General features: G+C 70.3%; 22 protein-coding genes. 8 read left to right on the top strand and 14 right to left on the bottom strand.

The window, feature by feature from the left end; translation table 11 throughout:
* Positions 1-3: 3 nt before the first annotated feature.
* Positions 4-537, bottom strand: coding sequence for an HXXEE domain-containing protein (locus ACZ53K_RS32970; protein WP_468843953.1), 534 nt, complete (start codon positions 535-537; stop codon positions 4-6).
* Between the two features lie 173 nt (positions 538-710).
* On the opposite strand from ACZ53K_RS32970, the gene ACZ53K_RS32965 reads away from it, so the two are divergent.
* Complete coding sequence (locus ACZ53K_RS32965) at positions 711-1661, top strand: hypothetical protein (protein WP_468843950.1); 951 nt, start codon at positions 711-713, stop codon at positions 1659-1661.
* Positions 1662-1682: 21 nt separating this feature from the next.
* Here ACZ53K_RS32965 and ACZ53K_RS32960 read toward each other — a convergent pair whose 3' ends face one another.
* Both ACZ53K_RS32960 and ACZ53K_RS32955 read right to left on the bottom strand, forming a co-directional pair.
* Positions 1683-2867 carry a polyamine ABC transporter substrate-binding protein gene (locus tag ACZ53K_RS32960; protein ID WP_468843948.1) on the bottom strand — a complete coding sequence of 395 codons (1185 nt, stop codon included), beginning with the start codon at positions 2865-2867 and terminating at the stop codon, positions 1683-1685.
* A 120-nt stretch (positions 2868-2987) separates the two neighbouring features.
* A complete protein-coding gene (locus ACZ53K_RS32955; protein ID WP_468843946.1) occupies positions 2988-4442 on the bottom strand; it encodes a gamma-aminobutyraldehyde dehydrogenase in 1455 nt (484 codons plus the stop codon).
* 179 nt (positions 4443-4621) lie between these two features.
* On the opposite strand from ACZ53K_RS32955, the gene ACZ53K_RS32950 reads away from it, so the two are divergent.
* From ACZ53K_RS32950 to ACZ53K_RS32925, 6 genes are all read left to right on the top strand, one after another.
* On the top strand, positions 4622-5095 hold the full coding sequence (locus tag ACZ53K_RS32950; RefSeq protein WP_003980199.1) for an Lrp/AsnC family transcriptional regulator: 474 nt from the start codon (positions 4622-4624) through the stop codon (positions 5093-5095).
* Between the two features lie 2 nt (positions 5096-5097).
* Entirely contained in the window at positions 5098-6459 is a 1362-nt protein-coding gene (locus tag ACZ53K_RS32945; RefSeq protein WP_468843943.1) for an aspartate aminotransferase family protein, read from the top strand.
* Between the two features lie 337 nt (positions 6460-6796).
* Positions 6797-7528: an ABC transporter ATP-binding protein gene (locus ACZ53K_RS32940; RefSeq protein WP_468843941.1), complete on the top strand. Its 732-nt coding sequence runs from the start codon at positions 6797-6799 to the stop codon at positions 7526-7528.
* Positions 7510-8721, top strand: a complete 1212-nt coding sequence (locus ACZ53K_RS32935) for a hypothetical protein (RefSeq protein ID WP_468843939.1) — start codon at positions 7510-7512, stop codon at positions 8719-8721. The genes ACZ53K_RS32940 and ACZ53K_RS32935 overlap by 19 nt, the downstream gene beginning before the upstream one ends.
* A 67-nt stretch (positions 8722-8788) precedes the next feature.
* Positions 8789-9979, top strand: a complete 1191-nt coding sequence (locus ACZ53K_RS32930) for an LOG family protein (protein WP_468843937.1) — start codon at positions 8789-8791, stop codon at positions 9977-9979.
* Positions 9980-10135: 156 nt separating this feature from the next.
* On the top strand, positions 10136-11125 hold the full coding sequence (locus ACZ53K_RS32925; protein WP_468843935.1) for a DMT family protein: 990 nt from the start codon (positions 10136-10138) through the stop codon (positions 11123-11125).
* Positions 11126-11191: 66 nt separating this feature from the next.
* Here the strand turns inward: ACZ53K_RS32925 and ACZ53K_RS32920 are convergent, their stop codons facing one another.
* The 9 genes from ACZ53K_RS32920 to rpsB form a co-directional block, all read right to left on the bottom strand.
* Positions 11192-12253 (bottom strand): ABC transporter ATP-binding protein, encoded by a 1062-nt coding sequence (locus ACZ53K_RS32920; RefSeq protein WP_468843933.1) that lies wholly within the window; start codon positions 12251-12253, stop codon positions 11192-11194.
* Positions 12254-13867 (bottom strand): ABC transporter permease, encoded by a 1614-nt coding sequence (locus ACZ53K_RS32915; RefSeq protein WP_468843930.1) that lies wholly within the window; start codon positions 13865-13867, stop codon positions 12254-12256.
* A 56-nt stretch (positions 13868-13923) separates the two neighbouring features.
* The gene (locus tag ACZ53K_RS32910; protein WP_468843928.1) at positions 13924-15003 is read right to left on the bottom strand and encodes a thiamine ABC transporter substrate-binding protein; all 1080 of its coding nucleotides are present in this window, start codon (positions 15001-15003) and stop codon (positions 13924-13926) included.
* A 246-nt stretch (positions 15004-15249) separates the two neighbouring features.
* On the bottom strand, positions 15250-16356 hold the full coding sequence (gene rlmN, locus ACZ53K_RS32905; protein WP_073760779.1) for a dual-specificity RNA methyltransferase RlmN: 1107 nt from the start codon (positions 16354-16356) through the stop codon (positions 15250-15252).
* A 125-nt stretch (positions 16357-16481) separates the two neighbouring features.
* Entirely contained in the window at positions 16482-17621 is a 1140-nt protein-coding gene (locus ACZ53K_RS32900) for a phosphatidate cytidylyltransferase (protein ID WP_468843925.1), read from the bottom strand.
* Positions 17621-18178: a ribosome recycling factor gene (gene frr / locus ACZ53K_RS32895; RefSeq protein ID WP_468843921.1), complete on the bottom strand. Its 558-nt coding sequence runs from the start codon at positions 18176-18178 to the stop codon at positions 17621-17623. The genes ACZ53K_RS32900 and frr overlap by 1 nt, the downstream gene beginning before the upstream one ends.
* Positions 18179-18353: 175 nt before the next feature.
* Positions 18354-19127 carry a UMP kinase gene (gene pyrH / locus ACZ53K_RS32890; protein ID WP_468843919.1) on the bottom strand — a complete coding sequence of 258 codons (774 nt, stop codon included), beginning with the start codon at positions 19125-19127 and terminating at the stop codon, positions 18354-18356.
* Positions 19128-19303: 176 nt separating this feature from the next.
* Complete coding sequence (gene tsf / locus ACZ53K_RS32885) at positions 19304-20140, bottom strand: translation elongation factor Ts (protein WP_468843916.1); 837 nt, start codon at positions 20138-20140, stop codon at positions 19304-19306.
* A gap of 109 nt (positions 20141-20249) precedes the next feature.
* Positions 20250-21164 carry a 30S ribosomal protein S2 gene (rpsB, locus tag ACZ53K_RS32880; protein ID WP_468843913.1) on the bottom strand — a complete coding sequence of 305 codons (915 nt, stop codon included), beginning with the start codon at positions 21162-21164 and terminating at the stop codon, positions 20250-20252.
* A gap of 399 nt (positions 21165-21563) precedes the next feature.
* Between rpsB and ACZ53K_RS32875 the strand changes: the two genes are divergently transcribed.
* On the top strand, positions 21564-22751 hold the full coding sequence (locus ACZ53K_RS32875; protein WP_468843911.1) for a murein hydrolase activator EnvC family protein: 1188 nt from the start codon (positions 21564-21566) through the stop codon (positions 22749-22751).
* Here ACZ53K_RS32875 and ACZ53K_RS32870 read toward each other — a convergent pair.
* Together ACZ53K_RS32870 and whiG are read right to left on the bottom strand one after the other, a co-directional pair.
* Positions 22640-23179, bottom strand: a complete 540-nt coding sequence (locus tag ACZ53K_RS32870) for a TetR/AcrR family transcriptional regulator (protein WP_468844036.1) — start codon at positions 23177-23179, stop codon at positions 22640-22642. The genes ACZ53K_RS32875 and ACZ53K_RS32870 overlap by 112 nt on opposite strands.
* Positions 23180-24237: 1058 nt before the next feature.
* The gene (whiG, locus tag ACZ53K_RS32865) at positions 24238-25074 is read right to left on the bottom strand and encodes an RNA polymerase sigma factor WhiG (RefSeq protein WP_468843908.1); all 837 of its coding nucleotides are present in this window, start codon (positions 25072-25074) and stop codon (positions 24238-24240) included.
* Positions 25075-25314 lie beyond the last annotated feature (240 nt).

Genomic DNA, 25314 nt, shown 5'->3' with positions numbered 1-25314 from the left:
CGCTCAGCGCCTCACCAGCCGCCGTGCCACGAAGTGGGACAGGGCCGTGGCCGCTCCGGCCACGGCCAGCCCGCTCACCGCGCCGCGCACGTCCGCGGGCCTGAGCCGCCCCGCGCGCCGCAGCCCGCCGCGTGCCCATACGGCGTACGGGATGACGATGAGCGGTGAGGTGACCGAGCCGGGGGTGTAGCCGCGGACGGCGGCGGCCTGCGCGAGGTGCACCAGGCCGTGCAGCCCGAAACCGTCCACCGCGCCCTGGAAGAAGGCCGACCGGCCGCCGGTGCGCTGCCCCTGCGCCGCGGCGGCGGCCACGATCACCGCCATGGCACCCACCGCGACCGTGAACTCCCGCTGGTCGACGCCCTCCAGAGCCTTCCAGAGCCGTTCAGGCGCTCCGGGGAACCGTTTCCGCAACTCCGGCAGGCTGCTGCGGATCCAGCGCGGCCCGAAGGCCACCTCCTCCGCATCGTGCAGCGCCCAGGCGGCGAGCAGGCCGAACGTGACGGCGGGGCTCAGATCGTTCGTGGTCTTCGACATGAGCGCCGAGTCTGGCATGCGGCCAAATCCCGCTCACACCCGGTCACTTACGAACGCGCTTGACCTTCTCCCCGTGTCAAGCCGTCCACTGGGAGACATCCGGCGGACACGTAGCGCTCAACGCACATGTCCCCCGCCCCCTCGTGCCCCTCCCCCTTCAACCGAGGACACTCATGCTCACCTACACCGGTTCCGGCCCGTACTGCTACAGCCATTCCCTGGCGATGGTGCTCGGCCCCGACGCCGCCCCGCCGACCGCCGTCATCGAAACCCTCACCGGCTCGCCGTTCGGCTTCCAGCTCATCGGCGGCACGCTACCGCTGTTCGACCCGTACGGCTGGGATCCGGAAATCGGCCTGGACGCCGTCGTGCGGGCACTCGGCCTGCACTGTGACCGACGTGCGGGCGGCACCCAGGAAGAAGCGCTGGCCCGGCTGGGCGCCGCCTGCGCCGACGGGCCCGTCCTGGCCGGCCCGCTGGAGATGGGTCTGCTGCTGTACCAGACCGGCTCGGGCAGCGCGGTCGGCGCCGACCATTACGTGGTGGTCCTCGCGGTCGAGGACGGCACCGTCCTCCTCCACGACCCGCACGGCCACCCGTACGCGACGCTGCCCGCCCCGGCGTTCGCCGCCGCCTGGCGCGCGGAGTCGGTGACGTACGCCGACGCGCCGTACGTGATGCGCTCCGCCTTCGCACGAGAGCGGGCCGTCGATCCGGCGGACGCCCTGCGGCAGTCGCTGCCGGGCGCCGTACGGTGGCTGGCCGGCCGCGACGACCTGCCGGTCCCGCCCGGGACACTGGGCGGGGCCGCCGCGGCCGAGGCGCTGGCGGACCAGGTCGTCAAAGGTGACCTGGCGGCCGAAAATCGCGATCTGCTCGCTTCCTTCGCCGTCCGGGTCGGCGCCCGCCGCCTCAACGACGCGGCGGCGTGCCTGGCCCCGCTGGGCCTGACCGCCCCCGCCGCTCTCCTGGCCGAGCAGTCCCGCATTCTCGGCAGCCTGCAACACCCCGTCGTCTCCGGGGACGACCAAGCGCTGGCAGCGGGACTCCGGCGGCTCGCCCCCACGTACGACCGTCTCCGTACGGCCCTGGAGGGAGCCGTCGCGCAGGGCACGCGCCGCTGAGTCACCCGGCGGTCTGCCGCCTCACAGTCCCACGATGCCGTTCCACTCCTTGGCGAACGCCGGGCGCTCCTTGGCGGTGATGTCGCGGGCGATGGCCAGCCGCTTGCGCATCGCGTCGTCCGGGAAGACCAGCGGGTCCTCGGCCAGCGCGGCCCGTTCCTCGTCCTTGGAGGAGGCGAGGACGTCCCGCGCGGCCGGTACCGGGCAGACGTAGTTGACCCAGACGGCCAGTTCGGCGGCGATCTCCGGTCGGTAGTAGAAGTCGATCAGCTGTTCCGCGTGGTGTTTGTGCTCCGCGCGGTCGGGGATCATCAGGCTCTCCGCCCACAGTTCGGCGCCCTCCTGCGGCACCACGAACTCGATGTCCGGGTTGTCCTCCTTGAGCTGGATGATGTCGCCCGAGTACGCCTGGGCCGCGAGCACGTCTCCCGAGGCCAGGTCCTTGATGTAGTCGTTGCCGGTGAAGCGCCGGATGTGCTTCCGGTCCACGAGGCGGCGGATGCGGCCCGTCATCCGGTAGAAGTCGCTCTCCGTCCAGCGGGTGATGTCCACGCCGTCGCCCTGCATGAGCATGGCGAAGGATTCGTCCAGCCCGGACAGCAGCGTCACCCGTCCGCGCAGGTCGTCCTTCCACAGGTCGGCGGTGTGCCGGATCTCCCGGCCGAGCTTCTTGCGGTGGTACGCGATGCCGGTGATGCCCGACTGCCAGGGGACGCTGTGCTGGCGCCCTGGGTCGAAGTGCGGGTTGCGCAGCAGCGGGTCGAGGTGCCGTGCGACGTTCGGCTGCCGGGACCGGTCCATCTGCTGCACCCAGCCGAGGCGTACGAAGCGGCCGCACATCCAGTCGCTGATGACGATCAGGTCGCGGCCGGTGGGCTGGTGGTTCATCAGCGCCGGGCTGATCTTCCCGAAGAACTCGTCGTTGTCGTTGATCTCCTCGGTGTACGTCACCGAGACGCCGCTGTGCTTCTCGAACGCCGCCAGGGTCGGCCGCCGCTGGGCGTCCCGCTCGTCGACGTCGATGTAGAGCGGCCAGTTGGCGAAGGTCAGGCGCTTGTCCCGGGCCGAGCGGTCCGGGGCGGCGCGGTCGGCCGGGGCGACGTAGGCGGCGGGCACCCCGCATCCGGCCGCCAGCAGGGCCAGCGCCCCGGCCGCTCCCGTACCGACCGTGCTCCGTAGCAGCGAACGCCGCGAAAGTTCAGCCATGGCGAGCACTCTCACGCGCCGTGGGCGGCGTCGGCAAGCGACAGAACGTCGGCTGCCGGGGCGCCGCCCACGACGGAGTGACGGGTGGCACACCGCGGTGTGCCACCCGGCGGGACGGGCTCAGCCGTCCAGCGACGTCATCACGTGCTTGATGCGCGTGTAGTCCTCGAAGCCGTAGCCCGAGAGGTCCTTGCCGTAACCGGACTTCTTGAATCCGCCGTGCGGCATCTCGGCGACCAGCGGGATGTGGGTGTTGATCCACACGCACCCGAAGTCCAGCTTCTTGGACATCCGCATGGCCCGCGCGTGGTCCTTGGTCCACACCGAGGACGCCAGCGCGTACTCGACGCCGTTGGACCACTCGACGGCCTGGTCCTCGTCGCGGAAGGACTGGACGGTGATGACCGGGCCGAAGACCTCCTGCTGGATGATCTCGTCGTCCTGCTGGAGGCCGGAGACGACGGTCGGGGCGTAGAAGTAGCCCTTCTCGCCGACCTGGTGGCCGCCCGCCTCGATCTTGGCGTGCGCGGGCAGGCCGTCGATGAAGCGCTTGACCTGCGCGAGCTGGTTGGCGTTGTTCAGCGGCCCGTAGAGCACGTCCTCGTCGTCCACCGCGCCGGTCTTGGTGTCGGCGGCGGCCTTGGCGAGCGCGGTCACGAACTCGTCGTGGATGGACTCGTGGACGAGCACGCGGGTGGCCGCCGTACAGTCCTGGCCCGCGTTGAAGTAGCCCGCCACCGAGATGTCCTCGACGGCCTTGGCGATGTCGGTGTCCTCGAAGACCACGACCGGCGCCTTGCCGCCCAGCTCCAGGTGGACCCGCTTGAGGTCCTTCGAGGCGGACTCGGCGACCTGCATGCCGGCCCGTACCGAGCCGGTGATCGAGGCCATCGCCGGGGTCTTGTGCTCGACCATCAGACGGCCGGTGTCGCGGTCGCCGCAGAGGACGTTGAAGACGCCGCGGCTGTGGCCCAGTTCGTCCAGCACACCGCCGATGATCTCGGCGATCAGCACGGTCGAGGCGGGCGTGGTGTCGGAGGGCTTGATGACGACGGTGTTGCCCGCGGCCAGCGCCGGCGCGAACTTCCACACCGCCATCATCATCGGGTAGTTCCACGGCGCGACCTGCGCGCAGACACCGACCGGCTCGCGGCGGATGATGGACGTGAAGCCGTCCATGTACTCGCCCGCGGCGCGGCCCTCCAGCATCCGGGCGGCCCCCGCGAAGAAGCGGATCTGGTCCACCATCGGCGGGATCTCTTCCGAGCGTACGAGCGCGAGCGGCTTGCCGCAGTTCTCGGACTCGGCGGCGATCAGCTCCTCGGCGCGCTCCTCGAAGCGGTCGGCGATCTTGAGCAGGACCTTCTGGCGCTCGGCGGGCACCAGGTCGCGCCAGGCGGGGAACGCGGCCTCGGCAGCGGCCATCGCGGCGTCGACGTCCGCGGCGGCGGACAGCGGAGCGGTGGCATACGCCTCACCCGTGGCCGGGTTGACCACCTCCGTGGTCCGCCCGTCGGCGGCGTCCCGGAACTCCCCGTCGATGTAGTTGCGCAGCCGACGCAGTTCGGTGGTCACGAGCGACCCCTCCTAGTCAGGTGTCCAGTGCTTGAGATGCCCACCCTAGCCAGGAAGGCAACGTTTTCGACATACCCACAACGGATGAACGACGAAATCAGTGGTCCCAAGCTTCACACGCAACTGATTTCATCGAATCAGGGTTGCGGGACTGACGAGGCTCGTGCACAGTGAGGTTCGTGGCCACTCGTGACAGAAACGGCACCCAGTCGATCGACTCCGTCTCCCTGGCGATCATCGAGCAGCTCCAGGAGGACGGCCGCCGTCCGTACGCCGCGATCGGCAAGGCCGTGGGCCTGTCCGAGGCGGCGGTACGGCAACGCGTACAGAAACTGCTCGACCAAGGCGTGATGCAGATCGTCGCGGTCACCGACCCCCTCACGGTCGGCTTCCGACGGCAGGCGATGGTCGGGATCAACGTCGAAGGTGACCTCGACCCGGTGGCCGACGCCCTGACGGCCATGGAAGAGGTCGAGTACGTCGTCATGACCGCGGGCTCCTTCGATCTCCTCATCGAGATCGTCTGCGAGGACGACGACCACCTCCTGGAAATGATCAACAAGCGGATCCGCACGCTGCCCGGCGTCCGGACCACCGAGAGCTTCGTCTACCTCAAGCTCCGTAAGCAGACCTACACCTGGGGAACCAGATAGCCATGACCGCTGACCTCTCGAAGACGGCCTACGACCACCTGTGGATGCACTTCACCCGCATGTCGTCGTACGAGAACGCCCCCGTGCCGACGATCGTGCGCGGCGAGGGCACCAACATCTACGACGACAAGGGCAAGCGCTACATCGACGGCTTGGCGGGCCTCTTCGTCGTCCAGGCCGGACACGGCCGCGCCGAACTCGCCGAGACCGCGCTCAAGCAGGCCCAGGAGCTGGCGTTCTTCCCCATCTGGTCGTACGCCCACCCCAAGGCCGTCGAGCTGGCCGAGCGGCTGGCGCACTACGCGCCCGGCGATCTGAACAAGGTCTTCTTCACCACCGGCGGCGGCGAGGCCGTCGAGACCGCGTGGAAGCTGGCCAAGCAGTACTTCAAGCTCACCGGCAAACCCACCAAGCACAAGGTGATATCGCGTGCGGTGGCCTACCACGGCACACCGCAGGGCGCCCTGTCCATCACCGGCCTGCCGGCCCTCAAGGCCCCGTTCGAGCCGCTGGTTCCCGGCGCGCACAAGGTCCCGAACACCAACATCTACCGCGCGCCGCTCTTCGGTGACGACCCGGAGGCGTTCGGCCGCTGGGCCGCCGACCAGATCGAGCAGCAGATCCTCTTCGAGGGCCCGGACACCGTCGCCGCCGTCTTCCTGGAGCCGGTGCAGAACGCGGGCGGCTGCTTCCCGCCCCCGCCCGGCTACTTCCAGCGCGTACGCGAGATCTGCGACCGCCACGACGTGCTGCTCGTCTCCGACGAGGTCATCTGCGCCTTCGGCCGCCTCGGCACGATGTTCGCCTGCGACAAGTTCGACTACGTACCCGACATGATCACCTGCGCCAAGGGCATGACCTCGGGCTACTCCCCGATCGGCGCCTGCATCATCTCCGACCGGCTGGCCGAGCCGTTCTACAAGGGCGACAACACCTTCCTGCACGGCTACACCTTCGGCGGCCACCCGGTCTCCGCCGCCGTCGCCTGCGCCAACCTCGACATCTTCGAGCGCGAGGGCCTCAACCAGCATGTGCTCGACAAGGAAGACGCCTTCTTCTCGACCCTGAAGAAGCTCCACGACCTGCCCATCGTCGGCGACGTCCGCGGCAACGGCTTCTTCTACGGCATCGAACTGGTCAAGGACAAGACCACCAAGGAGTCGTTCAACGACGAGGAGACCGAGCGCGTCCTGTACGGCTTCCTCTCCAAGGCCCTGTACGACAACGGCCTGTACTGCCGCGCCGACGACCGCGGCGACCCGGTCGTCCAGCTCGCCCCGCCGCTCATCGCCGACCAGCCGGTCTTCGACGAGATCGAGCAGATCCTGCGCGGCACGCTCACGGAGGCCTGGACGAAGCTCTGAGAGCCGGACGAGCTCCGAGGCGTACGGAAAGGCATACCCGGGCCCGGGGTTGAGGTACACGCGGCTGAACGGCCGCGGCCTCGGCCCCGGGCCCTCGGGGTCGCACTCCGAGGGACGGCGGCCACGCACCTCACTCCACCACTTCTCCCCGTACCGGCCCCTCCCCCCCCACCCAGATTCTTCATATAAGCCGCCATTTGAGTGAACCTGGGCCGTGTGCGCGGCGAGCGCCGAATACCGAGGGTCGCCACTCCTTACCGTGCCAGTGACCGATACCCTCCATGGTCGTTCACCCGGTTGGGGGAACGATCGGACGCGACGAGCATGAGGTGCGCAGATGGTGGCCCCACCTGACAACGACGTTCTCTGGGCGCGCGGCCTGCACCACACATACGCCGGCTCCCCCGCGCTCACGGGGGTTTCCGTCGGTGTCCGCGAGGGCGAGATCCTCGCCGTCACCGGGCCTCGCGGCTGCGGCAAGACGACTCTTCTGCGGTGCCTTTCCGGCCAACTTGCCCCGGACAGCGGCGAGATCTGGTTCAACAGTTCCCCCGTGCACACCCTCTCCCCGCTCAGCCGCGAACGGCTGCGCCTGGACCGTTTCGGCTGGGTCGACACCGAACCGCACCTCGTCCCCGAACTGACCGCCTGGGAGAACGCCGCCCTCCCCCTGCTGCTGCGCGGAGTCGGTCACCGCACCGCCAAGCAGACCTCCGGCGAATGGCTGGACCGGCTGGACGTGGGCATGTGCGCCCGCCAACGCCCCGGCCGCCTCGACCAGTCACAGCGCCAGCGCATCGCCATCGCCCGCGCCCTGGCCTGCGAACCGCGGGTCCTGTTCGCCGACGAGCCGACCGCGCCACTGCACCGCGCCGACGCCGCCCAGGTACTGCGCGCCATCACCACGGCCGCCCGCTCCCACGGCATCACGGTCGTCCTCGCCACCCACGAGCCCGAGGCCGACACGCTCGCGGACCGCACCGTGGCACTCCTCGACGGCCGTCGCGTCGGCCCCAAGGCCCCCGCTCCCGACAAGGAAAGCAGGGCAGAGTGCTCGCTCTCCGTCTAGCCCGCGGGGCCCACCCCCTCGTCCTGCTGCGCCGCCTGCTCGTGGCCGCCGCCTCCGCCGGCACCGGCTTCCTCCTCCTGGCCGCGCTCGGCCACGCCGCCGCCCACCCGGCGGCGGCCATGAACTCCTTCGTACGCCTCCTCTGGTGTGCCGTCCCGGTCGCGGCCACCACCCAGCTCGCCGTGTCCGCGGCCCGTACCGACCCCGCCTCCCGTCCCCGGCGGGGCATGTCCGCCGCCGGGCTGGGGCCCGTCCGGCTGACCCTGATCGCCGCCACCTCCACCGCCGTCTCCTGTGTCCTGGGCAGCTTCTTCGCGCTGCTCGTCTTCCTCGCGCTGCGCGGCGACCTGGGCGGCGCGACCGCCTCCGGTTCCGCCACCCGGCTCCTCGGCGCGGGCCACCCGCTGCCCCTGGCCGGCGCGCTGCTGCTGCTCGCCGTCGTCCCGCTGACGGCGGCCGCGGCCACCGCGGTCGTGCTGCGTCCCCGCCAGGACGCCCGTATCGGCAGGCACGGAGCCAAGGCGGCCACCGGAGCCGGCGAGCCGCTGACGGCCATGGACACCAACAGCACCGGCTCCGCCACGCCCGCCGCTCTCCCGTGGGGGATCACGCTGACGGCGGCCGGCCTCGCCCTGGAGACCTACGTCAGCCGCGGCGCCGCCGACACCGACTCGCTCCTCCCGTTGCCCGAACGTCTCGTCGGCAGCCCGCCGGGCGTCCTGGCGGGCTGGGCGCTGGCCACCCTCGGCCTGGTCCTGGCCGGTCCGGGTCTGACGCAGCTGTCGGGCCGGCTGCTCGCCGCCGGCCGTCCGGGCGCCGTGCGCCTCCTCGCGGGCCGCGTCCTCCAGGAGGAGTCCCGGCGCATCGGCCGTCCGCTCGGCGTGCTCTGCGCGGTCGCCTCCGGTACGTACGCGGCGGCGAAGGTGTACGAAGCGGACCCCACCCGGCCGCTCGGTCCCCTCACGGGACTGGGCGCGGCCCTCGTCCTGGCCTGCGTCACGGCCAGCGCCCTGACGGCGGCCATGGAAGCCCGCTGGGCCCGTACCCACACCACCGCGGCCCTCCGCCGCCTCGGTACCCCGCGTTCGCTCCTGCACCGGGCCTCGGCCCTGCGCATCCTGGCCCTCCTCGTCGTCCTGGGCCCCTTGACCTGGGTCATCGCCGAACTCGCAGCTCTCCCCCTGCTCCACTGACCGGCAGCAGCGCACGGCCCACGGGCCTCCCGCCGAGCCCCGTGACCGCCCGCCTACGATGACGTGCGTGCAGCCGAATTCCGACACCCCCGCGCCCCACCGCCCCATCGAGCGGTCCCAACACCGCGGCAGCGACCGAGAGATCGAGACGCTCGCCGCATTCGACCGCGTCCTGGCCACGGGCAGCCTCCGCGGTTACCGCGTCCAGTCCGTCGATCTGACCGGCCGCACCTCCGCGCTGCTCGGTACGCCGGCCTCGGACGCCGTCTTCCTCGGCTGCCGGATGGAACCGGAGGCAGCCGCGAGCGTGCGGGCCGGTGGCGCTCTGGTCTTCCCGCCGATACCGAATCTGCCCTTCGACCCGTACCGCGGCAGCCTCTACTCGCCCGGCGAACTCTTCGAGGCCCTCGCCACGGACGCCGGTTACGCGGCGACTCCCGACGCCCTGGCCTACGACTGGTACCAGCGGACCATGTCGGACGGCGACATCTTCGCCTCGATGCTGCGCAGCATCCACGACGACGCCATCTCCGACGCCCTGGACGAGCACCTCGCCGGCACCCGTGTCGTCGGCATCATGGGCGGCCACGCGCTGGAACGCGGGTCCGACGCGTACGCAGGCGCGGCCCGGCTCGGGCGCCGGCTCGCCCGTACCGGTCTGACGGTCGCCACGGGCGGCGGGCCGGGCGCGATGGAGGCCGCCAACCTCGGCGCCTACGCCGCCCCCTTCGACGACACCATGCTCGACGAAAGCCTCGCCCTCCTCGCCAAGGCGCCGCACTTCGGCCCCTCGGTGACGGACTGGGCGCGGGCCGCCTTCGAGGTGCGGGACCGCTGGCCGGACGGCGGCGACTCGGTCGGCATCCCCACCTGGTTCTACGGGCACGAGCCGCCGAACGCCTTCGCGGCCCACATCGCCAAGTACTTCGTCAACGCGGTCCGCGAGGACGGCCTCCTGGCCCGCTCCAACGCCGGAGTGATCTTCCTGCCCGGCGCGGCGGGCACCGTGCAGGAGATCTTCGACAACGCGACCCCGAACTACTACGGATCGCGGGGCGAGCCGACTCCGATGGTGCTCGTCGACCGTGCGCACTGGACCGAGAGGCTGCCCGCCTGGCCGCTGCTGCAGGCGCTCGCCGCGGAGCGCGCCATGTCTTCCAAGATCACTCTGGTGGACTCGGTGGAAGAGGCCCCGGAAGCGCTGGCCCGCCTCACGGACACCCCCGCTTCCGCTGCCCCACCGCCTCCGGCCGCTTGACGGCCCCGTCCGGCCCGGCCTTCTGGCCCGGACGGCCCCTTCCGTCCGTTCCCGGCGCATCTGTTTGACCGGTCGAGGCAACTCCCGGCCCCGAATCGACGTCTGGCTAGCCAGGTAATGAACAGGTAAATCCATGTAGTGCGAACGGAGTTCTTGGTGCTCATCGGTCTTCTGACGGCGGTGGCGGCCTCGGCCTGCTATGGCACGGGGTCGGTCCTGCAAGCGGTGGGATCGCGCAAGTCCGCGCGCCGGGAGGCGGCCGCCGCGTCCACGACCGGCGTCACCCAGCACGGCGGGCCCAGCCTCTCCTCCACCGCCAAAGCCGCCGTGACGTGGGAGTTCATGGTCGGTACGGTGCTGGACTTCGTCGGGTTCGGCCTCGGCGCACTGGCTGCCCGGCTGCTGCCGCTCTTCCTGTCGCAGACCGTCATCAGCGCCAACCTCGTGATCACCGCCGTACTCAGCATCAAGCTGCTCGGCATCCGGCTGAACCGGCCCGAGTGGGCCTCCATCGCCGTGGTCTGCTCGGCGCTGGTCCTGCTGGCCACGGCGGCCGGCCCGGAGGGCGGCGGCGACTCATCGACGACCACGCACTGGTGGCTGCTGGCCGCCTCCGTGCTCCTGATCGGCGGCGGAACGCTGATCGTCCGGCTGCTCGGCAGCCGCGCCGCGATCCTCGCCGGCCTGCTGTCGGGACTGGGCTTCGGCGCGCTCGGCGTCGGGGTGCGCGTACTGAACGGCGTCGACCCGTTCAACCTGCCCACGCTCCTGGCCGACCCGGCGCTTTACGCCATTCTCGTCGCCGGCATCGGCGGAATGTACCTGCACACGGTGGCCCTGCAGATCGGTTCGGTCAACGGCGCCACGGCGGCGCTGGTGGTCGGCGAAACGGTGGTTCCGGGCATCCTCGGAGTGCTGTGGCTCGGTGACTCCTCCCGCCCGGGCTACGCCTGGGTCGCCGTGCTCGGCTTCGTCATCGCGGTGGCCGGCGCCGTCGCGGTCGCCTGGTTCGGCGAGCCGGAAGACGGGTCCGGCGGAACGGCGACGGGCGACCCGAAAACGTCGGACGGGAAGGCCGCGGACGGCGACACCCGAACCGGGCCCGAGCTGGCGCACCCGGCGAGCGGCCGCTCCAGCTCGTCGTAGGAACAAAACGGTCCCGGCCCCCGCTCCGCCCGGAGCCACGCACGAGAACGGCATCGAGGCCGCCCGTCAGCGGCCCAGCACCACGATGTCGTCCGCGGCGAAGAGGACACCCACCCTCTCCCCGTCCCCGGGGGCGTCGCGCAGCGCGCAGGCCGCCTCCAGCTGCGGCCCGGCAGCGGGCTGGAGGAGCAGCGTGACGTGGGTGCCGCGGAAGGTGCGGGCCACGACGGTGCACGGAAGCCCTTCCGTGGCGGTCGTGATCCGTACGCCTGCGGGGCGTACGAGCAGGCGGCAGAGCCCGTCCGCCGTCCCCTCGGGCACGGGCAGCTTGCCCCACGGGGTGTCGGCCGTCTCTCCCCGTACGGTCGCCTCCACCACATTGTCGAAGCCGAGGAAGCGCGCGACGAACTCGCTGGCGGGGCGCTGCCAGACCTCCAGCGGCGTGCCGCTCTGCGCGATCCGCCCCTCCTGCATCACCACCACCCGGTCGGCCAGGGCGAACGCTTCCCCCTGGTCGTGGGTCACCGCCAGCACGGTCGTACCCAGCTCCGCGAACACCCGGCGCAGCTCGACGACCAGGCGCTCGCGCAGGCCGCGGTCGAGCTGGCCGAGCGGCTCGTCCAGCATCAGCAGCCGGGGCTGCGGCGCGAGCGCCCGGGCCAGCGCGACCCGCTGCTGCTCACCGCCGGACAGCGCCGCGACGGCGCGCCGCTGCGCCCCCGGCAGGCCGACGAGGTCCAGGAGGTCCGCCACCGTACGTTCCTGCCCGGCCCGGGACACCCCGCGCATCCGCAGGCCGAAGGCCACGTTGCCGCCCACGTCCCGCTGCGGGAACAGCTGGTGGTCCTGGAACATGAGCCCGACGCCGCGCCGATGCGTCGGTACGTCCGACTGGTCGCGGCCCTCCAGGAACACCCGTCCCGCATCGGCGGGCCGCAGTCCCGCCACGACCCGGAGAAGGGTGGATTTCCCGCTGCCGCTGGGCCCCAGCACGCAGACGATCTCCTGTGCCGCGACGTCCAGGTTCACCGCGTCCAGCGCCGGCGGCTGCCCGTCGCGGAAGCGGACGGTGACGTCCGCCAGCCGCAGCAGTGCCTGGTCCGTCGCCGTGTCGGCGTGTTCCGCCATCTAAAACTCTCCGGCCTGATCGGTACGGATGCGCTCCAGCGCCAGCAGCGCGCCCGCGCACACCACCATCAAGATCGTGGACAGCGCCATCGCCTGCCCGTAGTTGAGTTCTCCGGCGCGTCCCAGCAGGCGCGCCACGGCCACCGGCAGCGTCGGATTGTCCGGCCGGGCGATGAAGACCGTCGCGCCGAACTCGCCCAGCGACACGGCGAAGGCGAAGCCCGCGGCGACCAGCAGCGCCCGCCGCACCAACGGCAGGTCGACCTCGCGCCACACCCGCCAGGGCGAAGCTCCCAGGACCGCGGCCGCTTCCCGCAGCCGCTCGTCCACCGCGCGCAGCACGGGCAGCATGGTCCGTACGACGAAGGGCACACCGACCAGCGCCTGCGCCAGTGGCACCAGCCACCACGACGAGCGCAGATCGAGCGGCGGCTCGTCGAGAGTGATCAGAAAACCGAAGCCGACGGTCACTGCCGAAACCCCGAGGGGCAGCATCAGCAACGCGTCGAAACCTCGCACCAGCCTGCCGCCCCGCTTCGTCAGCGCGGCAGCGGCCAGCCCGCCCACCACCAGGGCGATCAGGGTGGCGGCGGCCCCGTAGGCGAGCGAGTTCCACAGGGCGTTCAGCGGCGCGACGGCGAACGTGCTGTCCATCGAGGCGACGGACTGCAGCGCCCGGTAGAAGACGAGCCCGTAACCGTCCGGCCCGGCGAAGGACCGCTCGATCAGCACCACCAGGGGCACCACCAGCAGCAGTGTGATCACGACGAGCGTCCCCCACAGCAGCGCCCACTGGCCGGCGCCGCGAGGCCGCCGCACCGTCTGCGCCGGGTCGACGAGCGTGAGGGTGGACTCCCGCCGCCGTACGGTCCAGGCGTGCAGGGCCAGCAGCGCCAGCACGGCGGCGAACTGCAGCAAGGTGAGGACGGCGGCGGTGGGGAGGTCCAGGAAGTCGGCGGTCTGCCGGTAGATCTCCACCTCCAGGGTGGAGAACTTCGGCCCGCCCAGGATCTGCACCACCCCGAAGGAGGTGAAGGTGAAGAGGAAGACCATCAGCGCGGCAGCCGCGACGGCCGGCCCCAGGGCGGGCAGCGTCACCCGCCGCCAGGCGCCCCAGCGGGACGCCCCGAGCACCCGGGCCGCCTCCTCCTGCCGAGGGTCGAGCTGCCCCCAGAGGCCGGCGACGGTCCGTACGACCACGGCGTAATTGAAGAACACATGCGCCAGCAGGATCGCCCACACCGACGTGTCCAGCCGTACGCCCCACAGGTCGTCCAGCACGCCGCCGCGCCCGACCAGGGCCAGGAAGGCCGAGCCCACCACCACCGTCGGCAGCACGAACGGCACCGCGACGACGGACCGCAGCAGCTTCTTTCCGGGGAATTCGAAGCGCGCGAAGACATACGCGCCGGGGAGCGCGATCAGCAGCGTGAGCCCGGTCGAGGCCGCCGCCTGCCAGACGGTGAACCACAGGACGTGCAGGACGTCCGGGTCGGAGAGCACCTCCCCGGCCCGGCCCAGCTGCCACTGCCCGCCGTCCTTCAGACCCCGCCCGACGATCGCGGCGACCGGATAGGCGAAGAACAGCGCGAAGAAGGCGAGCGGCAGGGCCATCAGGGCCAGCCGGGTGGCCGTTCCCCGTGAGCGGCGCGCCCGCTTCCCGCGGCCGGTTACTTCAGGACGAGCGAGGACCACTGCTTGATCCACTGTTCGCGGTTCTTGGTGATCGTCTCCGGCGCCACCGTCCCCGGCTTGTCGATCTTCTCGCCGTACTTGGTGAACAGCTCCGGCACCTTCGCGTCCTCACGCGCCGGGTTGACGAACATCTGGAGCGGGACGTCCTCCTGGAACTGCTTGCTCAGCAGGAAGTCCAGCAGCGCCTTGCCGCCCTTCTCGTTCTTGGCGCCCTTGAGGAGACCCGCGAACTCGATCTGCCGGAAGCAGGTGCCGGTCGCGACGCCGGTAGGCGCCTCCTTCGGCTCCGGCTTTTTGCCCAACACCTCCACCGGCGGGCTCGACGCGTACGACACCACCAGGGGCTTGTCCCCCTTGCCCTTACCGGCCGCCGAGCCCGAGAACCGCTCATTGTACGCCTGCTCCCAGCCGTCCACGACCTCGACGCCGTTGGCCTTGAGCTTCTTCCAGTACTCCTGCCAGCCGGACTCGCCGTACTTGGCGATGGTGCCGAGCTGGAAAGCGAGCCCCGGCGAGGACGTGGCGGAGTTCTCGGTGACCAGCAGGTCCTTGTACTCGGGCTTGAGCAGGTCGTCGAAGGTCTGCGGCGGCGCGATCTCGTGCTCGGCGAAGTAGGCCCGGTCGTAGTTGACGCAGGTGTCGCCGAAGTCCACCGGCGTCACCCGGTGCTCCGCCTTGTCGAGCTGCAGTTCCTCGGGCACGCTCGCCAGCCCCTCGGCCTGGTACGGGCTGAAGATCCCTTCCTTCAACCCCCGCGACAGCAGCGTGTTGTCGATACCGAAGAAGACATCACCCTGCGGGTTGCCCTTCGAAAGGATCGCCTGGTTGACGGCCTTGCCCGCGTCCCCGCCCTTGAGCACGTCGACCTTGTAGCCGGTCTGCCGGGTGAACTCCGCCAGCACGGTTTTCGAGACGTTGAAGGAGTCATGGCTGACGAGCGTGACGGTCTTCGGATCCGTACTTCCGCCACTGCCGCCCGAGCCGCAGGCGGCGAGCGCCGTCATGCCGGCCGCGACGGCCAGCGCCGTGACGGTGATCCTTCTGGTGATGCTCACTGATTTCCTCCTGGCTGGCCAGGAAGAGACGCGGCCCCACCCGGCGCATCGCGTCGAAGGCCGGATGGGGCGCAACAGCATGAGTGACGACCGAACTTCCTACCCGGAATGACCCGGGCGAGGTTCAAGGGTCTGCGGCACCTCGGTGTCCGTGACGCTCGGTCCGTGACACTGCCGCACTCTCAGCGCTGTGGCGCTCCCCTGTCGGAATGTGCATTTGTTCGATCACACCGTACCAGCGGGCGGTCAGCGCTCCGAGGCCGCGAGCTGCCCGCAGGCGCCGTCAATCTCCTGCCCGCGCGTGTCGCGGACCGTCACCGGCACGCCGTGCGCGGCGATGGCCTCCACGAACGCCTTCTCGTCCTCGGGACGGGACGCGGTCCACTTCGAGCCGGGCGTCGGGTTCAGCGGAATCAGGTTGACGTGGACGCGCTTGCCCTTGAGCAGACGGCCCAGCAGGTCACCGCGCCAAGCCTGGTCGTTGATGTCACGGATCAGGGCGTACTCGATCGAAATCCGCCGCCCGGACTTCTCCGCGTACTCCCACGCCGCGTCCAGCACCTCACGCACCTTCCAGCGCGTGTTGACCGGTACGAGCGTGTCACGCAGCTCGTCGTCGGGCGCGTGCAGCGACACCGCGAGCCGGCACTTCAGGCCCTCGTCCGCGAAACGCAGCATCGCCGGCACGAGACCCACCGTGGACACGGTGATGCCGCGCTGGCTGAGCCCCAGCCCGTCGGGCTCGGGGTCGGTCAGCCGCCGGATCGCGCCCACGACCCGCTTGTAGTTCGCCAGCGGCTCGCCCATGCCCATGAAGACGATGTTGGACAGCCGGGCAGGACCGCCCGGGACCTCACCGTCACGGAGCGCCCGCATACCGTCGACGATCTGATGAACGATCTCGGCGGTGGACAGGTTCCGGTCCAGCCCGGCCTGCCCCGTGGCGCAGAACGGACAGTTCATACCGCACCCGGCCTGCGACGAGATGCACATCGTGACCCGGTCCGGGTAGCGCATCAGCACGGACTCCACGAGGGTCCCGTCGTGCAGCTTCCACAGGGTCTTACGGGTGGTGTCGTCGTCACAGGAGATGTGCCGCAGCACACTCATCAGCTCGGGCAGCAGCTCCGCCGCCAGCTTCTCCCGTGCCGCGGCCGGGATGTCCGTCCACTCCGCCGGGTCGTGCGCGTACCGCGCGAAGTAGTGCTGCGACAGCTGCTTGGCGCGGAACGGCTTCTCACCGGCCGCGGCCACGGCTTCGCGCCGCTCGGCGGGGGTGAGATCGGCAAGGTGACGCGGGGGCTTCTTGGCTCCGCGCGGCGCGACGAAAGTGAGTTCTCCGGGCTTAGGCATGGTTCTTCCAGTGTCGCAGACGTACGAAGTGACGATCGCCGACGCGATGCGGGGCCGCGCGCCCGACGTGCGAGGGGCCCGCCACATGGTGTGGCGGGCCCCTCGCACATCCGGAAAACCGCTGGTCAGCCGGAACCCACGAAGATCACGTACAGCAGCCAGACGATCGGGGCGGTCGGCAGGAGGGAGTCCAGGCGGTCCATGATCCCGCCGTGGCCGGGCAGCAGTGTGCCCATGTCCTTGATGCCGAGGTCCCGCTTGATCATGGACTCGCCGAGGTCGCCGAGCGTCGCGCTGGCCGCGACGGCGATGCCCAGGAGCAGGCCCTGCCACCAGGCGCCGTCCGTGATGATCAGCTCCATGCTCAGCGCGCCCGCGACCATGGCGAACAGCACCGCGCCGAACAGCCCCTCGCGGGTCTTGCCGGGGCTGATGCGCGGCGCGAGTTTGTTCTTGCCGAAGCGCCAGCCCACCGCGTACGCACCCGTGTCACTGACGACGGTCAGCAGCAGGAACGTCAGGACGCGCTGCGGTCCGTCGTCGGCGGCGAGCATCATCGCCACGAACGTCGCCAGGAACGGCACGTAGAACGCCGCGAAGACGCCCGCCGTGACGTCCCTGAGGTAGTTCTCGGGCGCCTCCGTCATCCGCCATACGAGGACGGCCAGCGCGGTGAGCGCCATCGCCACCCACGCGCCCTCCGCGCCGCGCACATAGCCGGCGACCACCATCGCCGTACCGCCGAGCGCGAGCGGCACCAGGGGCACCCGGATGTCCTTGCGCTCCGACAGCCGCGAGGTCAGCTCCCACAGGCCCACGACCACCGCGATGACTATCACGCCCACGAACAGCGGCTTGTAGACGAAGAGCGAGAAGAGGATGACCGCGCCGAGGCCGACGCCGACCCCTATGGCGGCCCGGAGGTTGCGTCCCGCGCTCTTCTTCTGCGGCTTGGGGGGTTGCTGAGAGCTGTCGGGCCCCGGCAAAGAGGTGGGCATGGGCTCCTGCGGCTGTTCGTCGCGGACCGAGGGGCCGCTCAGCCGAGCGGCCCCTCGGTCGTCCCGGTGGTCCCGGTCGTCGTCCAGAGGCTTCCGGTCGTCGTCCTGGTGTCCGCCTGCGTCGGGCACGATGGGCATGGGGCGAGTCTGCGCCGCCGCGCCCCAGTCGTGCGCGGGACCCGCCGAACCGGCGGGTCCCTGGTCGGGTGGTCCCCATTGACCGGCTTGGCCGACGCCAGGCGGGGCCCCCCAGGATGACTCGTTCATCAGACCTCGAGGAGCTCGGATTCCTTGTGCTTGAGGAGCTCGTCCACCTGCGCGACGTACTTCGCGGTGGTGTCGTCGAGCTCCTTCTCCGCCCGGCGCACCTCGTCCTCGCCGGACTCCTTGTCCTTGACGAGCTTGTCGAGGGTTTCCTTGGCCTTGCGCCGGATGCTGCGGATCGAGATCTTCGAGTCCTCGGCCTTGTTCTTGGCGACCTTGATGAACTCCCGGCGGCGCTCCTCGGTGAGCTCCGGGAAGTTCACGCGAATGATGTTGCCGTCGTTGCTCGGGTTGACGCCCAGGTCGGAGTCGCGGATCGCCTGCTCGATGTTGCGCAGCGCGCTCTTGTCGAACGGGGTCACCACGGCCATCCGCGGTTCGGGCACCGAGAACGACGCCAGCTGGTTGATCGGCGTGCTGGCACCGTAGTAGTCCGCCACGATCTTGTTGAACATCGCCGGGTGCGCACGCCCGGTGCGAATCGCGGCGAAGTCCTCCTTGGCGACCACGACGGCCTTCTCCATCTTCTCCTCGGCCTCGAGGAGGATCTCTTCGATCACCACTTGCTCCTGGTCTTTTCGGTAAGAAGCAGAGCCTCGCCCCTGCCGCGCGTCTTCTCCTGCACGGTGTCCGACCGGCAGGCCGTTGTCCATCCCCGTGCCGGGGTCTTCCCCCGGCACGGGGTTGCCGCCCGTACGGTGCCCTGCCCATACGGCAATACGGCAGTTGGGGCCGTCAGGCCCGGGTGCCCTGATCGCTGACGAGCGTGCCGATCTTCTCACCCTTCACCGCGCGCGCGATGTTGCCCTCGGCGAGCAGCTCGAAGACGAGGATCGGAAGCTTGTTGTCACGGCAGAGCGTGATGGCGGTGGCGTCGGCGACCTTGAGGTCGCGGGTGATGACCTCGCCGTACTCCAGGGCGTCGAACTTCACCGCGTCCGGGAACTTCTTGGGGTCGGCGTCGTAGACACCGTCCACCCCGTTCTTGCCCATCAGCATGGCCTCGGCGCCGACCTCGAGGGCGCGCTGGGCGGCGGTGGTGTCGGTGGAGAAGTAGGGCATGCCCATGCCCGCCCCGAAGATGACCACGCGCCCCTTCTCCATGTGGCGGACGGCGCGCAGCGGAATGTACGGCTCCGCGACCTGGCCCATGGTGATGGCGGTCTGCACGCGGCAGTCGATGCCCTCCTTCTCCAGGAAGTCCTGGAGGGCCAGGCAGTTCATGACCGTTCCGAGCATGCCCATGTAGTCGGAGCGAGCGCGGTCCATGCCGCGCTGCTGCAGTTCGGCACCGCGGAAGAAGTTTCCGCCGCCGATCACGATGGCGATCTCGTATCCGTCGCGGACCACGGCGGCGATCTCGCGGGCGATCGCGTGCACGACATCGGGGTCGACGCCCAGTCCGCCGCCGCCGGCGAACGCTTCGCCCGACAGCTTCAGCAGGAAGCGTCCCTTCCCGTCACTGTCGGCCTTGTGGACTGTGTCCGCGCCGTCGGCACCCTGATTCATCACGCTCTCCTCGTGCACATACGAAGAAGGCCATTGCCGGGGGTCTGGTTCAGATCCCTGTACGGCAATGGCCTCCTCGTCACATCTGCGGCCGGCCGGTACGCGGCCGACTGCGTACGACCCTAGCGGGGTCGCAGGTCATTCGCTGGCCTTGGCGACAAGGCTCACGGCTGGGCTCAGGCGCCGACGCGGATGCGCACGAAGCGCTTCAGCGCGACACCGGCCTCGTCCAGGACCTTCTCGACGGACTTCTTGTTGTCCTTCGCGAAGGGCTGCGCCAGCAGCGTGTTCTCCTTGAAGAAGCCGTTGACGCGACCCTCGACGATCTTCGGGAGGGCGGCCTCGGGCTTGCCCTCCTCACGCGAGGTGGCCTCGGCGACGCGACGCTCGTTCTCGACGATGTCGGCCGGGACGTCCTCACGGGTGAGGTACTTCGGCGCGAACGCGGCGATGTGCTGCGCGACGTCCTTGGCGGTCTCGGCGCTCTCCTTGTCCAGCTCGACCAGGACGCCGACCTGCGGCGGGAGGTCGGGCATGGTGCGGTGCATGTAAGCGGCCACGTAGCCGCCGGAGAACTGCGCGAAACGGTCCAGGACGATCTTCTCGCCGAGCGTGGCGTTGGCCTCGTCGACGTACGCCTGGACGGTCTTGCCGGCCTCGATCTCGGAGGCGAGCAGCGCCTCGAGGTCGGCCGGGGAGGTCTTGGCGACGTGCGCGGCCAGCGCGTTGGCGACGGCCAGGAACTTGTCACCCTTGGCGACGAAGTCCGTCTCGCACTTCAGCTCGAGCAGAACGCCGGAGGTCTTGTCCTCGGAGATGAGGGAGACGACGGCGCCGTTCTCGGCCGAACGGCTCTCGCGCTTGGCGACGCCCTTCTGACCCTTGACGCGGAGGATCTCCACGGCCTTGTCGACGCTGCCCTCGGCCTCGTCCAGGGCCTTCTTGCAGTCCATCATGCCGGCGCCGGTGAGCTCACGGAGCTTCTTGACGTCCGCGGCGGTGTAGTTCGCCATGGTCTGTGAATCTCTTCTCGAAATCTCGACAGTCGAAAGATCTACGGGTGGACGGCGGGGGCGGCGCTCGCAGCGCCCTCCCCCGCCGTCGTCAACCGGTCGTGCGGCGTCAGGCCTGCTCGGCGGCCGGCTTCTCGGCCTCGGCCTCGGGGGCCTCGGCGGCGGGGGCCTCAGCGGCGGGCGCCTCGGCAGCCGGGGCCTCGGCGGGCTTGTCCTCGGCCTTGGCGGCGTCCTCGGAGTCGGCCTTCTTGTCGCCCTCGAGCAGGTCGCGCTCCCACTCGGCGAGCGGCTCGCCGGCCTTCTCGCCCGGCTTCTGGTCGCCGGTGGCGACGCCGGAGCGGGCGATGAGGCCCTCGGCGACGGCGTCGGCGATCACGCGGGTGAGCAGGGTGACGGAGCGGATCGCGTCGTCGTTGCCCGGGATCTTGTAGTCGACCTCGTCCGGGTCGCAGTTCGTGTCGAGGATCGCGACGACCGGGATGTTGAGCTTGCGCGCCTCGCCGACGGCGATGTGCTCCTTCTTGGTGTCCACGATCCAGACGGCGCTGGGCACCTTCTGCATCTCGCGGATACCGCCGAGGGTCTTCTCCAGCTTGGCCTTCTCGCGGGAGAGAACCAGCAGCTCCTTCTTGGTGAGGCCGGAGGCGGCCACATCCTCGAAGTCGATCTGCTCGAGCTCCTTCAGGCGCTGCAGGCGCTTGTAGACGGTCGAGAAGTTGGTCAGCATGCCGCCGAGCCAGCGCTGGTTCACGTAGGGCATGCCCACGCGGGTCGCCTGCTCGGCAATGGCCTCCTGGGCCTGCTTCTTGGTGCCGACGAACATCACCGAGCCGCCGTGGGCGACGGTCTCCTTGACGAACTCGTAGGCGCGGTCGATGTACGACAGCGACTGGAGCAGGTCGATGATGTAGATACCGTTGCGCTCCGTGAAGATGAAGCGCTTCATCTTCGGGTTCCAACGGCGGGTCTGGTGCCCGAAGTGGACGCCGCTCTCCAGCAGCTCCCGCATCGTGACGACGGCCATGGCCGTACTCCTCGTGTTACTCGGTTCCACTGCGGCCGGTCGGCCGCGGTGCCTGACGCCCCGGCGCGCTCTGCCGGGGAAGGAACCTTGCGGGACCTTCCGAGGACCGAGGGGCGCGGCCACCGTGCTGCCCGAAACGGGACTGTCGCGCTGGTGGCGGGGCGTGCGAAGTCGACCCGGTGACCCGGATCGCCACAAGAAGTGTACGGGACCGCCGAAGGGGCGGGCGACACACTCCTTTCGGCCAGGTGGTGGGATGGGACGGGAGGGGAGTCGGGGGGGGTGGGAGACGGCGATCCGAGGTATCGCACGGGTGACGGGGTTGTACACAACCCACCGGTAATCCACCGATCCAGCTCAAGATCCCCAAGCCACGGCCGACCAGGTCATCGTCGAGGCATGCGACAACGAACCGTTATTGAAGCCGTACGTGCCGTACTCACCCGGCCCCGGAGTCGTGGCTCGGGCGGAGGCGGGGGCCCTACCGGCGGGGCCGGGTCGGCTGACCGGGCTGGACCGGCAGGTAGGGCTGAACCGGCGGATAGGGCTGGCCGGGCAGGTCAGGCAGGTCAGACTGGCCGGGCAGGTCAGACTGGCCACCAAGCCCCCTGCACCCCCTCCGTCGCCTGCGCCGCCTCCATCACGTGCGCCCCCTGCCTCAAACGGTCGGAGCGTCCCCTGCGCCCCACGCCCCGAGCCATCCGCCTCCTCGCCCTTTGCGCAGCGGGTACCGCTTCAGCGGTCCTGTCCGCCGGAGCTGCCGCGGCAGGCGTGGGGATCACCTGGGCAGCTCCCCCTAGCGCCGCAGCGCCTACCACCTCCCCGGAGCGGCATCCGATACCCGGCCGCTCGGTCGACTCCGATCCGGCCCGCCCCTTACCTACGGTTTCCGGAGACCGGGCATGGCCGGTGACCGGGCCGACCGGCGCGCGGCCCTCAGTCGCGCGCGGCTGGGAGCCTCCGACCGCCCCCTGGGCGCCCGGCCATCGGGGTGTGGACCTCTCCGCGGCCGAAGACGCGACGGTACGAGCCGCCGCCGCCGGCCGTGTGCTCTTCGCCGGCAAGGTGGCGGGCCGAGGCGTCCTGTCGATCGAGGTCTCAGGGTCCGGCCACCCGCCGCTACGCACCACTTACGAACCGGTTCACCCGTCCGTCCGGAAGGGGGACCAGGTCACCGCAGGTCAGCCGGTAGCCGCCCTCGGCCCAGGCCCCTTCCACTGCTCCGACTCGTGCCTGCACTGGGGCCTGCTCCGCGACAAGGTCTACCTGGACCCGCTGTCACTGCTCCCCGCCTCGATGCTGCGCTCCGGCCCCTCACGGCTACTTCCGGTTATCGGCGTGCCTGAGCCGAGCGGCGAATCAGGGCGCCGCGATCCGCCGCCGTCCCGTCAGTCAGGGCGTACGGCCTCCGCCGGCGCGGACCGGCTGCAGAAGCGAGCCCCGCCACCCCACGAGAGGGAGGACCGGCCGACCGATCAGCCTCTTACGCCACCGAGAACCATGGCCACCGCGGCCTCCGTGATCTGCGTCGGGTCCTCCGCGGCCCCGAGCTCGATACGGCGTACGGCGGCGTCGACGATTCCCTGAAGCAGCATGGCGGCAAGACGCGGCTGCTCGTGACCGAGGCTGGCCAAGGCCTCCACGATCATCGCGATCAGCCCGCCGTGCGCGGCACGGATCTTCTCCCGCGCGCCTGCGTCCAGCTCGCCTGCCGAGATGGCGACGACGGCCCGGTGACGGCGGTCGCCGACCAGCGCAAGCTGTTGGCGTACGTACGCCTCGATCTTGGCCTCGGGCGTCTCGACCCGCTCCATCGCAGCCTCGACCTCGGCCGCCCATACGGGGAAGTCGACTGCGCAGAGCTCTTCGACGACTGCCGCACGGGACCGGAAGTACTCGTAGACGGAGGAGCGCGCGAGACCCGTGCGCTCGGCGAGGGCGGGGAAGGTCAACGCCTCGGTCCCGCCTTCGGACAGCAGGGTGCGGGCGGCGTCCAGAAGGGCGCCACGCTGCATCGTCCGGTGCTCGGCCACAGAGGCCGCTCGAATCCTGGGCACGTCACCACTGTACGGATGGCACGCCGGACACGGCACTCCGCGTCACGTTGTGTCCATGCCGACACCCAGGAGGACCACGTAGGACGAGGCTGGCGAGAGGGGCGCCAGCAGGACAGCAAAGAGTCGCGCCGAGAGCCGCTCGGCCCGGGAAACGGAAGGCCGTATGGACCGGGGCTTCTTACAGCAGAACCGCTGAGCGGGTCAGTTGCACAGGTCGTACATGCACAGGCGTACAGACGCCGCCGGAGCGAGTGGAGACGAGGCAAGGACCAGCGCAGCAGCCGAGACCTGAAACGCGGGCGTGCGGTCGGAGCAGTCGCAGCACTGGAGCCGGTGGTGGACCAGCCGCGGGGCGCCACACATCGAAGCCCGGCCGGGGGTGGTGATCCGCTACGGGTTCGTGAGGGCGGAGCGAGCTGGTCGGCAGCGCCCTTTGGCTCGGGGGCGACCGTGAGCGCTCGGAGGCGACCGTAAGCGGAATGCGACGGCCGGGCTTGGCGCACCGCTCATGAGCGGGCAGCCGCAGAGCCGACACAAGCGCTTCCGCGCACTCCCACGAGCGGATCGCCAGAGCGCTGTCAGGTTGCACTCAGACGCTCAGAGCTATCGCAGTGGGAGCGGAGGAGGGGGGCGAGGGGCTAGGGGGGCGGGGCAGAGGAGGAGGTGGAGGTGAGTGGGGGAGGGAGGGGAAATCGGGGGGGGGAGCCAGAGCGGAGACAAAGGCCCCAGGTAGGCAAAGCAGAGAGCGGCGGACGCAATCCTCGACCAGGGCTTCCTTAACGCAAGCCAGTCGGCAGGAAGGTGTCAGCCCCATAGGCGCCCCACGACCCCGGCCCCTATCGTTCGCAAGCACGGCCACGCCGATACGCACTCCAGCGGCCTCCCTTTCCCCGTTCAGCCTCGGCGAAGGAAGAGAGCACCCGCGTGCCCGCCGGCGGCCCCGCACCCCCACCCACTGGCGTGCAACCCCCGAGAACGAGGGCTGAACCTCCGTATCCGGCACAACCGTGCCCGGCTCACCGGCCCACGTCAGCCAATTTGGCACGAAGCTGGAGTACGGACTTGGTGTGGATCTGGCTGACCCGGCTCTCGGTGACCCCGAGGACGTTGCCGATCTCGGCGAGCGTGAGGCCCTCGTAGTAGTAGAGCGTGACGACGGTCTTCTCGCGTTCGGGAAGCGTGTTAATGGCCCGCGCGAGCAGCCGCCGCAGCTCGCGGTCCTCGGCCACCTCGACCGGATTGTCGGCAGCCGTATCCTCGAGGGTGTCCATCAGACTCAGCCGCTCGCCTCCCTCGCCGCCGACGTGCAGCAATTCCTCCAGGGCGACGACGTTGGCCAGGGACAATTGACTGAAGACCCCGTGGAGTTCTTCCAGCGCGATGCCCATTTCCGAGGCCACCTCCGCCTCGGACGGGGTGCGTCGCAGCTGGGCCTCCAGCGTGGCGTATGCCCGCTCGACGGCCCTGGCCTTCTGCCGTACCGACCGCGGGATCCAGTCCAGCGCCCGCAGTTCGTCGATCATCGCGCCACGGATACGGGTGATGGCGTATGTCTCGAACTTGATCGACCGCTCGGGGTCGAACTTCTCGATGGCGTCGATGAGCCCGAAGACCCCGGACGAGACGAAGTCCGCCTGCTCGACGTTGGGCGGCAGGCCGACACTGACCCGGCCGGCGACGTATTTCACCAGGGGCGAGTAGTGCAGGATCAGCTGCTCGCGCAGCCGTCCGTCGCCCGAGGCCTTGTAGGCGCGCCACAGCTCCTCCAGCGAGGTGGGCGCGGCGGGGCGCACGCTACCGCGCGCGGCGGGGGGCGCGGCCGCGCGGTCGGACCCGGAGGTGTGCTGGGGCATTCGTTGCCTTGAGCCGTTCTGCCGAAACACTGGGGAACACGTGCGTGAGGTTGAATTACTCGTGAGCGTAGCGTGACCGCAGTGTCGCGATGCGCGATGAAGGGTCGTTCGGGAGTGCGCAGATACGTTCCGCTGCCCGCACCCCCGGGTTACAAGGGGTGGTACCAATTCCACTCGCAGGGGGATGGAAGCATCGTTACGGGCGCCCGGCGCACGCTCCCCCGTACGCGGCTTCACTAC

Source organism: Streptomyces sp. NPDC033221, assembly GCF_055577005.1.
The sequence above is the reverse complement of the archived record's forward strand: the minus strand, read 5'-3'. Positions and strand labels throughout refer to the sequence as shown.